Raw genomic sequence first — 13,421 nt, 5'->3', positions numbered from 1 at the left:
CGTTCGCCGTGTCATTGCTGACTTCGCTTGTGGAGTCACTCTTCGAGGCCAGTGTCCTACCGCCTTATCGTCTGGCGCTGGCGGGAACGTGAAGCGAGGAGCCAGGACTGGACATCTTCCAGAAGCTTGCCGTCCTCGCCGAGGTGGTGCCTGGTCCATTCGCCTTGGCTGTCCAGATGCCAGCTGGACGTTCCCGGGTCCATGTAGCGGCGGAGCATGTCCAGCACATAGGACGTGTCGTCGCCGCTGGTGAGCTGGACGAGCGCCTCCACCCGGCGGTCAAGGTTGCGGTGCATCATGTCGGCGGACCCGATGTACACCACCGGTTCGCCGCCGTTGGCAAAGGCGAAGACCCGGGAGTGCTCCAGGAACCGTCCCAGGACCGAGCGCACGGTGATGTTTTCGCTGAGCCCGGGGATGCCGGGGCGCAGCGAACAGATACCGCGGACGATCACGTCAACGTTTACGCCTGCCTGGGACGCACGGTAGAGCGAATCGATGATCGCCTCGTCCACCATGGAGTTGACCTTGATCTGCACCCTGGCCGGAATGCCTGCCTTGGCGTTGCGGATTTCCTTCTCGATCCGGTCGATGAGGCCGGAACGCACCGAGCGGGGCGCCACCAGGAGCCGCTTGAACGTGGACTTCGGAGCATAGCCGGAGAGCTGGTTGAAGAGCTTGGAGAGATCCTCGCCCACCTGCTCGTTGGCCGTCAGCAGCCCGAGGTCCTCGTAATAACGGGCTGTGCGCGGGTGGTAGTTGCCGGTGCCGATGTGGCAGTAGCGCCGCAGGCCGTCCACTTCCTGGCGAACCACGAGGGAAAGCTTGCAGTGGGTTTTCAGGCCGACGATGCCGTAGACCACGTGCACACCGGCCTGTTCCAGTTTCCGCGCCCAGGAAATGTTGGCCTGTTCATCGAACCGGGCCTTGATTTCCACCAGGGCCAGGACCTGCTTGCCTGCTTCAGCCGCGTCGATGAGGGCATCGACGATGGGGGAGTCACCGGAGGTGCGGTACAGGGTCTGCTTGATGGCCTGCACCTTCGGGTCCGACGCGGCCTGTTCCAGGAAGGCCTGGACGGACGTGGAGAAGGAATCGTACGGGTGGTGCAGGAGGATGTCCCGGCGGCGCATCGCGGCGAACACGTTGGCAGCCTTGGACGTTTCGGATTCGTTCAGGTACCGCGAGGTGTGGGGCACGTGCTTCGGGTAGTGCAGGTCAGCACGATCGATGCCGGCGATGACGGACAGGCCCCGCAGGTCCAGCGGTGCAGGCACGGAGTAGACCTCGGACTCCTCCACGCCCAGTTCGCGGATCAGGAGGGCCCGGATGTTCGGGTTGATGTCGTTGGTGACTTCGAGGCGCACGGGCGGACCGAACCGGCGCCGCAGCAGCTCCTTTTCGAGCGCCTGCAGCAGGTTCTCGGCGTCGTCCTCTTCGACCTCAACGTCCTCGTTGCGGGTGACGCGGAAGGTGTGGTGTTCCAGGACCTCCATGCCGGCGAACAGCTGGTCGAGGTGGACGGCGATGACTTCTTCGAGGGCGATGAACCGGGCCACCCGGCCTGGCACCGATCCGGCGCGCGGGCCGTCGATGGAAATGAGGCGCGGCAGCTGGTCCGGAACCTTGACGCGGGCGAAGAGCTCCTTGTCGCTGACCGGGTTGCGGACCACCACCGCGAGGTTCAGGGACAGCCCCGAGATGTACGGGAACGGATGGGCCGGGTCCACGGCCAGCGGGGTCAGGATGGGGAAGACCTTCTCAGCGAACATGGCGCTGAGCTGGTCCTTGGCCTGGTCGTCGAGCTCTTCCCAATGCATCAGGTGGATGTGCTCATAAGCCAGTGCCGGCCGGATCTGTTCCGCGTAGACCCGTGCATGGCGCTGCGCGAGGCGATGGGCGGCGTCACCGATCTGGTCCAGCACCTGCATGGGGCTCAGGCCCGCCGGTGACGGGACGGCCAGGCCGGTGGCGATCCGGCGCTTCAGTCCGGCCACGCGGACCATGAAGAACTCGTCCAGGTTGGAGGCGAAAATGGAGAGGAAGCTGACCCGCTCCAGCAGGTGGAGATCGGGATCCTCGGCAAGTTCGAGCACCCGCGCGTTGAAGGCCAGCCAGCTGAGTTCACGGTCCAGGAACCGGTCGGGGCTGATGTCGCCCGCGGGCTCGGGGTTGGGCGCGAACTCGGGAATGTCGATCCGGTCCTGCGTGGCGCGGGAAGCCGGCACCTCCGAGGATCCGAAGCGGGCGCGCACCGGCAGCACCTTGGCCTCAGACGTGGCGATTCCGGCAGGTTCCGGTTGCATGGTCACTCCTTTTAGCTGGCGCGGTTTACCTTCAACCTTACAAGCATTCGATCCGGGGGATACGTAGATTTCCTGGACCGTGATGCATGCGTCAGCCGATTGGATTAACCGGCGTTTTTGGGTCCGTACATCACGTCGGCATCCCACCGGGTGAAGCCGAGCCGGCGGTACAGCGAAACAGCCGGTGCATTGTCCGCATCGGTGTACAGCATGACCGCGTGCAGGCCCTTCCCGTGCAGGTATTTGATGCCCGCCAGGGTGAGGGCCTTGCCCAGTCCCATGCCCTGGGCTTCGGGGGCCACCCCCACTACATAGACTTCACCGATCGCCGGATGGGTGCCGTGGCGCGGGTGCACCTTGGTCCAGTGGAAGCCAAGGATCCGGTCGGACGGGTCGACGGCCAGGAGGAAACCTGCCGGATCGAACCAGTCCTCGGCCATCCTGGCCTCCAGGTCCTGCCGCGTCATGTTGCCCTGTTCGGGGTGGTGCGCGAATGCGGCCTTGTTGGCCGCCAACCAGGCTTCCTCGTCCTGGCCGGGAGCGAAGGCGCGCAGGGTCACGTTGTCCGGGAGGGCGGCGTCGGGCAGTTCCGCGGACGCTGTGGTGAGCCGCATCTTCCACAGTTCCCGGATGGGGGCGTAACCGTATTTGGCTGCGAGGTCCGCGGCGGCCTCATGGTCGCCGTGGGACCAGGCCGTGAGGCCGTCAAAACCGCGCGATGCCTTCAGCGTGGCCACCAGCCGGTCGCCCACTCCCTGATTCCGGTAGCTGGGGTGAACAGCGATCTCCAGCACGCCGGTGCCGTCCGGCTCCTCCACCACCACGGCGAATCCCGCCAGGTCCTGGGCAGTGGCAGGATCGGAGTCCTCATCGGGTGCGTAGAGAGCCAGGCTCAGCAGCGAGTGGCTGCCGGATTCACCGGCGCGAAGCGTCACGAAGGTCTGTTCGGACAGGGGAGGGTTCCCGTCCGACTCCTCGGCGGCTGCGGCCAGGGCGGCGAAGTCCCTGAGCAGATCGTCGTCCACTCCGCCTTTGACGACGAGCACGGGCCAGTTCTCGGGATGCGCAGGACTCATGGTGTACAGGCTATACGGCCCGTCCGGGAGGCGGAGGGATTGGCGCCGATTTGATGAGGCGGGATCAGGCACGTATAGTCATTACCTGGTCCGGCTTCCTGAAGCGGGATTTGAGGGGGATCCACCACTGGGGTGGCCTCGATACGTTCGACCCGTATGTCCTCCACTGCAGGCTGAGAAGCCAAAGAAGAAGCCCCGGACCGCTGGTCCGGGGCTTCTTCTTTGGCTTGGCTTCTTGTGTGGCTAGGCCTCTGTCAGTTCCTCTTCGGGCTGCCGCACCAGGGTCAGCCGGTAACCCACGTTGCGCACGGTGCTGATCAGGTTTTCGTGGTCCGCGCCCAGCTTGGCGCGCAGCCGCCTGACGTGGACGTCCACGGTGCGGGTGCCTCCGTAGTAGTCATAGCCCCATACTTCGGTGAGCAGCTGCTGGCGCGTGAACACGCGGCCGGGGTGCTGCGCCAGGTACTTCAGGAGTTCGAATTCCTTGAACGTCAGGTTCAGGGGTGCACCGTTGACCCTGGCCGTGTAGCTTGCTTCGTCGATGACGACTCCGGCGGCCCGGATTTCGGTGGGGGTGTCTTCCTGCTCGGGAACGGCGCGGGCCACCGAGAGCCGGATCCGGGCTTCAACTTCAGCCGGTCCTGCGGAGTCCAGGATGATGTCATCCACGGCCCACGCTGAGGAGACGGCTGCCATGCCGCCTTCGGTGAGGATCAGCATCAAAGGTGCGCTGAGCCCGGTGGCCTTGAGTAGCTGCGTGAGGGACCGCGCTCCGACCAGGTCCTTGCGGGCGTCCAGCAGGACAACATCGCAGGGATCGGTCTCCAGCAGGGCGGTGGGCTCGGCCGGGAGAATGTGCACGCGGTGGTTGAGTAGTTCCAAGGCAGGCAGAATGTCCACCGATGACCCGGTGCTGTTCGTCAGTAGCAGGATGTGCGACATTGTTCCTCCAAGGGGCTGTCCGCGCATCATTGGGCGTCTGAACCGGGCTTTCACCGGCCGGTACTGGCTCCCAGCGTCGGTACCGGCCAGCCGGAAATTTCCGCCGGGCCCGCATCCTCCGAAGGAAGCGTAGCTGAGCTTTGAGTATACCCAATCGCCTCTAAACAGACACTGATCCGGCCGGTTTCAATGAGCGTTTTGCGACATAAGCAGGTCACATAAGGCAGGATTGGAGGCAGCGACGACGTCAGCAGAGAGTGAGCGCGGGTAAATAGTGAAGCCGTGGACCATCGGAACCATAGGGCTGGCCGGGCTTGCTGTCTTCATCGGCGGTGCCTACGCCTCAGCGGAAGTGCTGCTCGGCGTGGCAATCCTCGTGGCGCTGGCTGTCGGCTTCGGCTGGCCCCACTTCCTGGACATTCCCGCCAAGAAAACCCTCGCGGCAATCATCGGGCTCCCCGGGGTCGGGTCGGCAGTAGCCGCCACCTATGTCCCGGCGCCGGGATTCCTCGACTGGACGCCGGCTTTTATCGCCGCCGGCGTGATGGCCGTTTTCCTGATGCAGCTCCTGCGGGGCACGGGCCAGGCACAGCGGCTGGAGTCAACGCTGGGTTCGAGCGCCGGCGTACTCCTGTCCTGCCTGGGCGCCGGGTGGATTGCGGCGTCCAGGTTCAACGGCGTCAAGGAAATGTTGCTGGTAGCCGGCGTCAGTGCCGCCTTTGCGTTGCTGGCCGGTCTCATCCGTTGGCCGGACCGGATCGTGGCACCTTTGGGCATTGTGCTGGCGGGCCTCTCGGCTCCGCTGGCAGGCCTGGTCTTCTCTAACATCGCCGTAATACCAGCCGCCGTGGTGGGTGTTGCGGTGGGTGCGGTTCTCGTCAGCCTGCGCAGACTGGTTATACTCCGCGGGGACCGGATTAACTTTCCAGCCGCCCTTGGCATGGGCCTCGCGCCCGTCGCGGCGGTGGGTTCGCTCGCCTACTTCATAGACAAACTACTCATCTACTAACGCGTTAGGATGGCATCATGTCCGTACTTGCATTTGAGATTTTCTTCCTTGTCCTGCTTGGTATTGCCAGTATTTCCATGGCGTGGTTCGCAGGTTTCGTGGTTTACCGCCTCTTCAAGGGCCAGAAGTAATACCAGTTCAGAGTTAGTTGTCTGCGGAGGTAGTTACTGTGCCGATTGAAATTCCAACAGACCTCACCCCCGAGCTCGTCCCGTTGTCCTGGCTCATTGGTGAGTGGGAAGGCAGTGGACGCCTGGGGGCAGGCGAGGAGGATTCCGAGCACTTCTTCCAGCACGTGTCCTTCACGCACAACGGACTGCCGTACCTCCAGTACCGCGCCGAGAGCTGGCTGACCGACGATGAAGGCACCAGGCTCCGGCCGCTGACGGTGGAGACCGGGTTCTGGGCGCTGGAGCGGAAGCAGCGGGAGGAAGACGGCGGACCGGGGCTGATCCCGGCCGACATCGTTCCTGTGCTCAAGAGCGCCGACGAAGTCGAAGCGCTGCGCAACAGCGACGGCGGATTCGACATTTCCGTTTCCATTTCACACCCCGGCGGGATCTCCGAGCTGTACTACGGCCAGATCAAGGGCCCGCAGATCCACCTCAGCACCGACATGGTGATGCGCGGAAGCCACTCGAAGGAGTACACGGCCGCCACGAGGATTTTCGGCCTGGTGGAAGGAAAGCTCCTCTGGCGCTGGGATGTGGCCAGCGGGAAGAGCTCCACCGCGGGCGGCGGACTGGAAGCGCACGCTTCGGCCATCCTCAGCAAGGTGTCCTAAGGCTGGCCGGGCCCTGACAGCCCGGCCGGCAGGTCTCACTGATTTTTGTTGTCCGCAACGAGTGCAGGGAGCAAGACCGTGAACAGCCAGCAGCCGGACCCGGGTAAGCCCGATCAGCGCAATAGAGCAAATTACGGCGATCTGAAGGCCGTCTTTTTCAACGGCACCCTCAAAAAATCTCCTGAGACCAGCAACACGGGCGGCCTGATCGAGGTCAGCCGCCTCATCATGGAGAAGCAGGGCGTTGCCACCCGGGTGATCCGGACCGTCGACCACGACATTGCCAGCGGCGTGTATCCGGACATGCGCGAGCACGGCTGGGCAACCGACGAATGGCCGGAACTCTACCCTGCCGTCAAGGAAGCGGACATTGTGGTGGTGGCCGGCCCCATCTGGCTGGGTGACAACTCGTCCCAGACGAAAAAGCTGATCGAACGACTGTATGCGCACTCCGGACAACTCAACGAAAAAGGCCAATGGGCGTTCTACCCCAAGGTCGGCGGCTGCCTCATCACCGGCAACGAGGACGGCATCAAGCACTGTGCCATGAACGTCCTCTACAGCCTGCAGCACATCGGGTTCACCATCCCGCCGCAGGCCGACGCCGGCTGGATCGGCCCCGTGGGGCCCGGCCCCAGCTACCTGGATGAGGGGTCCGGCGGTCCGCAGAGCGACTTCACCAACCGCAACACCACGTTCATGACGTGGAACCTGCTGCACCTGGCGAGGACGCTCAAGGACGCCGGCGGGATCCCGGCGTACGGCAACCTGCCGGAGGAATGGAAGGCCGGGACACGTTTCGACTTCGAGAATCCGGAATACCGCTAGCCCCTAAGGACTTCTACTACATATGACTACCAAAAGCCCCCTGTTGTCGCGCCCTGGCGCCGTTGAAGCCGGCGGCGCGGACACCGGCGTCGCATCCCACTACGGCGAGCCGCTGCGGGAACAGCGTGCGCTGGCGGCCGGCACCGCCGTCGTCGACCTTTCCCACCGCGGCGTGGTCACCGTCACCGGTCCGGACCGCCTGAGCTGGCTCAACACCCTGTCATCCCAGCAGGTCACCAACCTTGCGCCGGGGGAATCAAGCGAACTGCTGCTTCTCAGCGTCCAGGGCCGTATTGAGTTCGACGCGCGGGTGATTGACGACGGCGGGACCACCTGGCTGATCGTGGAGGCCGCCGAAGCGGCACCGCTGGCCGAGTGGCTGAACCGGATGAAGTTCATGCTGCGGGTGGAGATTGCGGATGTATCCGACGACTGGGCGGTCATTGGAACCACCCGGCGGGTTGAGGAATGGCCGGACCTGCTGGTGTGGGCGGACCCCTGGCCGCACGTGGGCGCCGGCGGCTACGCCTACTCAGTTGTCGGGGAGGAATCCCACCCCGGCATGGAGCGGCCGTGGTTTGAATACCTGGTACCGGCCGCGGATCTCGAGGCCACCGTGGGTGACCGGCCGCTGGCCGGCGTCTGGGCATCGGAAGCGCTGCGCATCGCCGCCTGGCGCCCCCGCCTTGGCGCGGAAACCGACGACAAGACCATCCCGCATGAGCTGGACCTGCTGCGCACCGCGGTGCACCTGGCGAAGGGGTGCTACAAGGGCCAGGAGACGATCGCCCGCGTGCACAACCTGGGCCACCCGCCGCGGCGCCTGGTGTTCCTCCAGTTGGACGGCTCGCAGCACACCCTTCCCGCGGTGGGCAGCGAAGTCCGCCTGGGTGAGCGGAAGGTGGGAACAGTGACCTCCGTGGTGCAGCACTATGAAATGGGTCCGATCGCACTTGCCGTCATAAAGCGTTCCGTTTCTCCGGATGAAATACTGACGGTTGTAGACGGCGACGAACCCTACACGGCCGCGCAGGAAGTCATCGTGGCTCCCGACGCCGGCCAGGTGGTGGGCCGCCAGACCGGATTCCTGAAAGGAACACACCGATGACTGACACTCCGAAGTCTGACAACCCGGGGAACGGCAACCCGGGGGACAACAGCGCCGCTGGGCCCGACGACGAAACCCTGGCCCTTGCCCACGCGCTTTTTGACGCGGCGCGGCAGGGTGACGCAGCACTGCTGGGCAGCTATCTCGACGCCGGGGCCCCGGCCAACATGACCAATTCGGCCGGCGACTCCCTGCTGATGCTTGCGGCATACCACGGGCATGCCCCGGCGGTGCAACTGCTCCTGCAGCATGGCGCGGATGCCAACGCCGTGAACGACCGCGGCCAGACACCGCTCGCCGGAGCCGCCTTCAAGGGCTACACCGACGTGGCCGAGGCGCTCCTGGGGGCGGGCGCTGACCCGGACGCCGGAACGCCTTCCGCCCGTGCAGCGGCGGAGATGTTTGCCCGATCCGATATCCAGACCCTGCTGGGCTGACCACGGGCTGAGGCGACAAAGCACCTGGAAGCCCGCGGGTCCTGCACCCGCGGGCTTTCTTGCACCCGCCTATTCCATGTGGAATAGTTGGAGCGGAATAATTGCTGGCCGTGGACACCACGTGCCATGGAACACGGGGGAGTGAACGGAACCATGCCCCGATCTGCCCCGCTGACGCCGCTCGGAATCTCTGCACTCTCGCTGCTGGTCGAGGAGCCGATGCATCCGTACGAGATGTACCAGCTCCTGATGGCCAGGCACGAAGACCGGCTGGTCAAGGTGCGCCCCGGAACGCTCTATCACGCCGTCGGCCGGCTGGAGGAGCGCGGGCTCGTGGAAACAGCCGGAACGGACCGCGAAGGCAACCGGCCGGAACGGACCACCTACCGGATCACGCCCGCAGGCCGGGAGGCCCTGACGGCGCGCCTGCAGGACATGCTCGCCGAACCTGTGAATGAATACCCGTCGTTCCCGCTGGCCGTCGCCGAGGCCTACAACCTGCCTGCCGCCGTCGTACTGGAGCTCTTGGACCGACGGCTGGTGCTGCTGCAGGGCCAGCTGGAATTCCTGCAGAAGGGCGAGGCGGCCGTCCTGAAGAAGGACGTCGCACGCAAGTACTGGATCGACCTCGAGTACCAACAAACCATGCTGAGGTCCGAAATGGGCTGGATACGCAGCCTGCAGGACCAGCTCCGCTCCGGGGAACTCCCGTGGTAGCGGAACACAAACAACCACACCTGAAGGATTTACATGGAAAACGTAGCTAGGCCGTGGCCGGCACTCTGGTCCCTGGTGATCGGCTTCTTTATGATCCTGATCGACACCACCATCGTCTCGGTGGCCAATCCGCGGATCATGGAAGGCCTCAACGCGGACATCAACTCCGTTATCTGGGTGACCAGCGCCTACCTGCTGGCCTACGCGGTGCCGCTGCTGATCACCGGCCGGCTGGGTGACCGGTTCGGACCGAAAAAGCTGTACCTCACCGGCCTGGTGGTGTTCACCCTCGCGTCCCTCTGGTGCGGGCTGTCCGGCGACGTCCAGACCCTCATCCTGGCCCGCGTGCTCCAGGGCTTCGGCGCCGCCATCATGACGCCCCAGACCATGGCAGTGATCACCCGGATCTTCCCGCCGGACCGGCGCGGCGCGGCCATGGGAATCTGGGGTGCCACCGCCGGTGTGGCCACCCTGGTGGGCCCCATCCTCGGCGGTGTCCTGGTGGACGGCCTCGGCTGGGAATGGATCTTCTTCATCAACGTGCCGGTCGGAATCGCCGGCTTCATCCTGGCCCTGCGCTTCGTTCCTTCGCTGAGCACGCACCCGCACCGGTTCGACATCCCCGGCGTGCTGCTCAGCGCCGTCGGGCTCTTCCTTCTTGTCTTCGGCATCCAGGAAGGCGAGACGTACAACTGGGGAACGATCACCGGCCCCATCACGGTGTGGGGCCTGATCATCGCCGGGGTTGTAGTCCTGGCAGGGTTCGTCCTATGGCAGCGGTTTAACAAAGGGGAGCCGCTCCTGCCGCTCTCGCTGTTCAAGGACCGCAACTTTTCCCTGGCGAACATCGGCATCACCACGGTGGGCTTCGCCGTCACCTCGTTCACCCTGCCGCTGATCTTCTACTACCAGATTGTCCGGGGACTGACACCCACGCAGTCTGCCCTGATGATGGTCCCGATGGCGCTCATTTCCGGCGGCCTTGCGCCTGTGGTGGGCAAGATCATTGACCGGGTCAACCCGAAATACATCACGGCAGCCGGTCTGGTCCTGATGTCGGTGGCGCTGTTCTGGAACTCTGCCCTGATGCACCCGGAGACGCCGATCTGGCTGTTCCTCCTGCCCAGTGCGGTACTCGGGTTCGCGAACGCGGGCATCTGGGCGCCGCTGAGCTCCACGGCCACCCGGAACCTGCCGCCGCGCCAGGCCGGCGCCGGCTCGGGCGTCTACAACACCACGCGTCAGATCGGCGCCGTGCTGGGTAGCGCCGCCATCGCCGTCCTCATCCAGTCGAGGCTCGCGGCAGAGCTGCCGGCGGCGCAGGGCGCCTCCGGCACGGCCAGCCCCATGGCCTTCGGCGGATCACTGCCGGAGGCACTGCACGAGGGGTTCTCGACGGCGATGGGACAGTCCATCATGCTTCCTGCTGCGGTGATCCTGCTGGGCGCTGCCGTTGCATTGTTCTTCGCCAAGCCCAAGCCGGTTCAGGGCTGGGGCACCGTCAGCGTGCCGGCCTCCGACGACGCCGGAGCCGGGGCCGGGGCAGCGGACGCAACGTCGCGCTGACCCGGGTCAGCCCAGCAGGACGCGGGTGTGGATGCCGCCGGTTGAGAATCCGAGGCTGCGGGCGATCGACAGGGCGCCCTTGTTACTGACGTCCGAACGCCACTGCAGGGTGAGCCCCGCCGCGAGTGCCTCGTGGGCAGCGATGGACGCCGCCAGCGAACCCAGTCCGCGGCGCCGCCAGTCAGGGTCCACCAGGACGCCCATTTGGGCCAGGATGCCTTCCCATTCGGAGTACGCGCCGCAGGCCACCGGAACCTTGCGGCCGTTGTCATCACGCAGGATGGTGAACCGGTGCTCGAGATCGGAGAGCCCCACCTCGTTGACGTCGTCGGGCGGGCAGAGGCCTTCCAGCTCAATGGCCTCGGGATTCCCGTGCGAGACGGTCAGCTCCTCGGCCGGCTGGCGCAGGGGGAGGTCATCGGCGAAAAAGAGGGCGGCCGCGCCCTGGCCGTGGCCGCCGTGCTGCCGGGTGATGGTCAGGAGCGTCACGTGCTGGGCGAGTTCCTCGTCGGGAATGTCCGCGGCGGCGTCGAGCGCCCACTGCGGTCCCACGAGGGCCGAGACCCCGAACAAACGCACAAAATCCACGGACTTCCGGGACTCGTCCGCCCGGGTGATCCGTGTGCCCGCGGCAAGCTGGCCGGCCCCGGAAACGACCGCATCGGCGTCGAGCTTCCGCACTGCGGCAAAGGCTCCGTCGTCAAGGCCCAAGTGGCGGGCCCAGGCCAGCTGGATGATGTCTGCGGAGCCGGGGTCGAGAGTCATGCCTCAACCCTACCCAGCAGAGGGACGCGCGAACGGACTGTTGAGGGCCCGTGCCGCAGGGGCCCCAGCTGTCCGTCCGCGGTGCGGCCTATCCGAACGCTGCCTATCCGAAGAGGACGGCAGCTTCGTCGTACCGGTCCTGCGGGACGCGCTTGAGGTTGCCCAGGGCGGCGTCGAAGCCGACGTGGACGATGTCGGTGCCGTTCAGCGACACCATGGTGCCCCAGCGGTGGTCCACCACGGAGTCGATGGCGGCCATGCCCAGGCGCGTGGCCAGGACGCGGTCGAACGCGGAGGGGACGCCGCCGCGCTGGATGTGGCCCAGGACGGTGGCGCGGGTCTCGATGCCGGTCCGGGCTTCGAGTTCGGGTGCCAGCATCTCGGCGATGCCGCCCAGGCGCGGGCGCCCGAAGGTGTCCAGGCCGCGCTCGGAGTGCGGTGCTTCCTGGCCCTCCGGAACGAATCCTTCGGCCACGACCACCAGCGGCGCGCGGCCGCGGGCGTGGGCTTCCTGCACCCACTCGGTGATCTGGTCCATGGAGGCCTTCTGCTCCGGAATGAGGATCGCGTGGGCGCCCGAGGCCATGCCGGCGTGCAGGGCGATCCAGCCCACGTGGCGGCCCATGACCTCGGCGATCATGCAGCGGTGGTGCGATTCACCCGTGGTGCGGAGGCGGTCGATGGCCTCGGTGGCAATCTGGACGGCAGTGTCGAAGCCGAAGGTGTAGTCCGTGGCGTCGAGGTCGTTGTCCACCGTCTTGGGGACGCCGACGATCTTCAGGCCCGCGTCGGTCAGCCGCTTGGCTGCGGCCAGGGTTCCTTCACCGCCGATGGCGATGATGGCGTCGATGCCGAGCCGGTCCATGTGGGCCTTGATGACCTCGGGGCCGCCGCCGTTTTCGAACGGGTTGGTCCTGGACGTGCCGAGGATGGTGCCGCCCTGCTTGGCGATGCCGCGGACCATGGTGCGGGGGATGGGGATGATGTCGCCTTCGACGACGCCGCGCCAGCCGTCGAGGAATCCCACGAATTCGTGGCCGTGGATGGCGATTCCCTTGAGGACGGCGCCGCGGATCACGGCGTTCAGTCCGGGGCAGTCGCCGCCGCTGGTGAGAATTCCAATTTTCATGTCTCGGCTCAAATCCTGGTGAGAGGGTGTACAGGCAGAGCGCCACGCTGAGCTCACCTAGATTCTAGTGGTGAGTGTGGGTTACGACACAAACTGGTTACAAAGGCCCTCGCTCTATGGCAAACAAAAAGGACCCCCGTTCCGGAGGGAACAGGGGTCCTTTGACTGCTTGGTCAGGTCAGTTGATCGATCGTTTGTCCAGGAACGACTGGAGGATGATGGCGTTTCGCTGGTCCGGGAGGATGAGCCACGCCGCCAGGTAGAAGACGAAGGCCGGACCGGGCAGGAGGCTGAGGAGCAGGAACGCGATCCGGACGAAGGCGACGTCCACGTTGAGCTTCGCGGCGATCCCTCCGCACACTCCGCCCAGCCACCGTTGTGGTCCCCGCTTCAGGCCGAAGCCCCTGACGATGCTGAAGAACTTATCCATGCCTCAAGACTTCCCTGTTGTGGTTTCTTTGTCACGTCCGCGGGCTGAGAGGAGCCCGCCTATCACCAGGGCGGCGCCGGCACCGATCATCAATCCGATGAGTACGTAGGTTCCGTTGAGGGCCACGATCCCGAGCTGGCCGATGATGATCAACGCAGCCAGCGCGAGGACGATGAGGCCCCAGACCACGGTGCCCACCCGTGCCGGCGACGGTCCGCCGTGCCGCGCTCCTGTGCCCCGTGACGCTTCCGCTTGCTGGGCCGCTTCCGCATGCTGTGTTGGTCCCTGCGGGGCAGTGTCCGGGGCAGGTTCGTAACTGCTCAT

General features: G+C 65.5%; 14 protein-coding genes. 7 read left to right on the top strand and 7 right to left on the bottom strand.

Translation table 11 applies throughout. From position 1 onward, the window contains the following. Positions 1-56: 56 nt before the first annotated feature. From BS38_RS0103930 to BS38_RS0103920, 3 genes are all read right to left on the bottom strand, one after another. Positions 57-2,306, bottom strand: a complete 2,250-nt coding sequence (locus tag BS38_RS0103930) for an RNA degradosome polyphosphate kinase (protein ID WP_028269614.1) — start codon at positions 2,304-2,306, stop codon at positions 57-59. A gap of 104 nt (positions 2,307-2,410) precedes the next feature. Then, entirely contained in the window at positions 2,411-3,382 is a 972-nt protein-coding gene (mshD, locus tag BS38_RS0103925) for a mycothiol synthase (protein WP_028269613.1), read from the bottom strand. A gap of 243 nt (positions 3,383-3,625) precedes the next feature. Further along, a complete protein-coding gene (locus tag BS38_RS0103920) occupies positions 3,626-4,324 on the bottom strand; it encodes a winged helix-turn-helix transcriptional regulator (protein ID WP_028269612.1) in 699 nt (232 codons plus the stop codon). 274 nt (positions 4,325-4,598) lie between these two features. Here BS38_RS0103920 and BS38_RS0103915 point away from each other — a divergent pair, with 274 nt between their 5' ends. The 7 genes from BS38_RS0103915 to BS38_RS24290 all read left to right on the top strand — a co-directional run bounded on the left by BS38_RS0103915 (position 4,599) and on the right by BS38_RS24290 (position 10,773). Next, a complete protein-coding gene (locus tag BS38_RS0103915; protein ID WP_028269611.1) occupies positions 4,599-5,333 on the top strand; it encodes a hypothetical protein in 735 nt (244 codons plus the stop codon). A gap of 169 nt (positions 5,334-5,502) precedes the next feature. Next, positions 5,503-6,117, top strand: coding sequence for an FABP family protein (locus tag BS38_RS0103905; protein WP_028269610.1), 615 nt, complete (start codon positions 5,503-5,505; stop codon positions 6,115-6,117). A 78-nt stretch (positions 6,118-6,195) separates the two neighbouring features. Next, positions 6,196-6,945 (top strand): flavodoxin family protein, encoded by a 750-nt coding sequence (locus tag BS38_RS0103900; RefSeq protein ID WP_231511037.1) that lies wholly within the window; start codon positions 6,196-6,198, stop codon positions 6,943-6,945. Positions 6,946-6,967: 22 nt separating this feature from the next. Beyond that, positions 6,968-8,053 (top strand): CAF17-like 4Fe-4S cluster assembly/insertion protein YgfZ, encoded by a 1,086-nt coding sequence (ygfZ, locus tag BS38_RS0103895; protein WP_028269608.1) that lies wholly within the window; start codon positions 6,968-6,970, stop codon positions 8,051-8,053. After that, positions 8,050-8,490 carry an ankyrin repeat domain-containing protein gene (locus tag BS38_RS0103890; protein ID WP_028269607.1) on the top strand — a complete coding sequence of 147 codons (441 nt, stop codon included), beginning with the start codon at positions 8,050-8,052 and terminating at the stop codon, positions 8,488-8,490. The genes ygfZ and BS38_RS0103890 overlap by 4 nt, the downstream gene beginning before the upstream one ends. Before the next feature lie 153 nt (positions 8,491-8,643). Further along, positions 8,644-9,207, top strand: a complete 564-nt coding sequence (locus BS38_RS0103885) for a PadR family transcriptional regulator (RefSeq protein ID WP_028269606.1) — start codon at positions 8,644-8,646, stop codon at positions 9,205-9,207. A gap of 33 nt (positions 9,208-9,240) precedes the next feature. After that, positions 9,241-10,773 carry a DHA2 family efflux MFS transporter permease subunit gene (locus BS38_RS24290; protein WP_043437559.1) on the top strand — a complete coding sequence of 511 codons (1,533 nt, stop codon included), beginning with the start codon at positions 9,241-9,243 and terminating at the stop codon, positions 10,771-10,773. A 6-nt stretch (positions 10,774-10,779) separates the two neighbouring features. On the opposite strand, the gene BS38_RS0103875 is transcribed toward BS38_RS24290, so the two are convergent. From BS38_RS0103875 to BS38_RS27355, 4 genes are all read right to left on the bottom strand, one after another. Then, on the bottom strand, positions 10,780-11,538 hold the full coding sequence (locus BS38_RS0103875) for a GNAT family N-acetyltransferase (RefSeq protein ID WP_028269605.1): 759 nt from the start codon (positions 11,536-11,538) through the stop codon (positions 10,780-10,782). A 103-nt stretch (positions 11,539-11,641) separates the two neighbouring features. After that, positions 11,642-12,667, bottom strand: a complete 1,026-nt coding sequence (locus tag BS38_RS0103870) for a 6-phosphofructokinase (RefSeq protein WP_028269604.1) — start codon at positions 12,665-12,667, stop codon at positions 11,642-11,644. A gap of 178 nt (positions 12,668-12,845) precedes the next feature. After that, positions 12,846-13,097: a PspC domain-containing protein gene (locus BS38_RS0103865; protein ID WP_028269603.1), complete on the bottom strand. Its 252-nt coding sequence runs from the start codon at positions 13,095-13,097 to the stop codon at positions 12,846-12,848. A 3-nt stretch (positions 13,098-13,100) separates the two neighbouring features. Then, positions 13,101-13,421, bottom strand: a complete 321-nt coding sequence (locus BS38_RS27355) for a hypothetical protein (RefSeq protein WP_028269602.1) — start codon at positions 13,419-13,421, stop codon at positions 13,101-13,103.

Origin of the sequence: Arthrobacter sp. UNC362MFTsu5.1 (assembly GCF_000685965.1) — a bacterium.
Taxonomy (GTDB): domain Bacteria; phylum Actinomycetota; class Actinomycetes; order Actinomycetales; family Micrococcaceae; genus Arthrobacter.
The sequence above is the reverse complement of the archived record's forward strand: the minus strand, read 5'-3'. Positions and strand labels throughout refer to the sequence as shown.

What these genes read in the sequence shown, in the direction of transcription:
- BS38_RS0103930 (WP_028269614.1), bottom strand. Translation starts at nt 2,306, where the DNA reads ATGCAACCGGAACCTGCCGGAATCGCCACGTCTGAGGCCAAGGTGCTG.
- mshD (WP_028269613.1), bottom strand. Translation starts at nt 3,382, where the DNA reads ATGAGTCCTGCGCATCCCGAGAACTGGCCCGTGCTCGTCGTCAAAGGC.
- BS38_RS0103920 (WP_028269612.1), bottom strand. Translation starts at nt 4,324, where the DNA reads ATGTCGCACATCCTGCTACTGACGAACAGCACCGGGTCATCGGTGGAC.
- ygfZ (WP_028269608.1), top strand. Translation starts at nt 6,968, where the DNA reads ATGACTACCAAAAGCCCCCTGTTGTCGCGCCCTGGCGCCGTTGAAGCC.
- BS38_RS0103890 (WP_028269607.1), top strand. Translation starts at nt 8,050, where the DNA reads ATGACTGACACTCCGAAGTCTGACAACCCGGGGAACGGCAACCCGGGG.
- BS38_RS0103885 (WP_028269606.1), top strand. Translation starts at nt 8,644, where the DNA reads ATGCCCCGATCTGCCCCGCTGACGCCGCTCGGAATCTCTGCACTCTCG.
- BS38_RS24290 (WP_043437559.1), top strand. Translation starts at nt 9,241, where the DNA reads ATGGAAAACGTAGCTAGGCCGTGGCCGGCACTCTGGTCCCTGGTGATC.
- BS38_RS0103875 (WP_028269605.1), bottom strand. Translation starts at nt 11,538, where the DNA reads ATGACTCTCGACCCCGGCTCCGCAGACATCATCCAGCTGGCCTGGGCC.
- BS38_RS0103870 (WP_028269604.1), bottom strand. Translation starts at nt 12,667, where the DNA reads ATGAAAATTGGAATTCTCACCAGCGGCGGCGACTGCCCCGGACTGAAC.
- BS38_RS0103865 (WP_028269603.1), bottom strand. Translation starts at nt 13,097, where the DNA reads ATGGATAAGTTCTTCAGCATCGTCAGGGGCTTCGGCCTGAAGCGGGGA.
- BS38_RS27355 (WP_028269602.1), bottom strand. Translation starts at nt 13,421, where the DNA reads ATGAGCAGTTACGAACCTGCCCCGGACACTGCCCCGCAGGGACCAACA.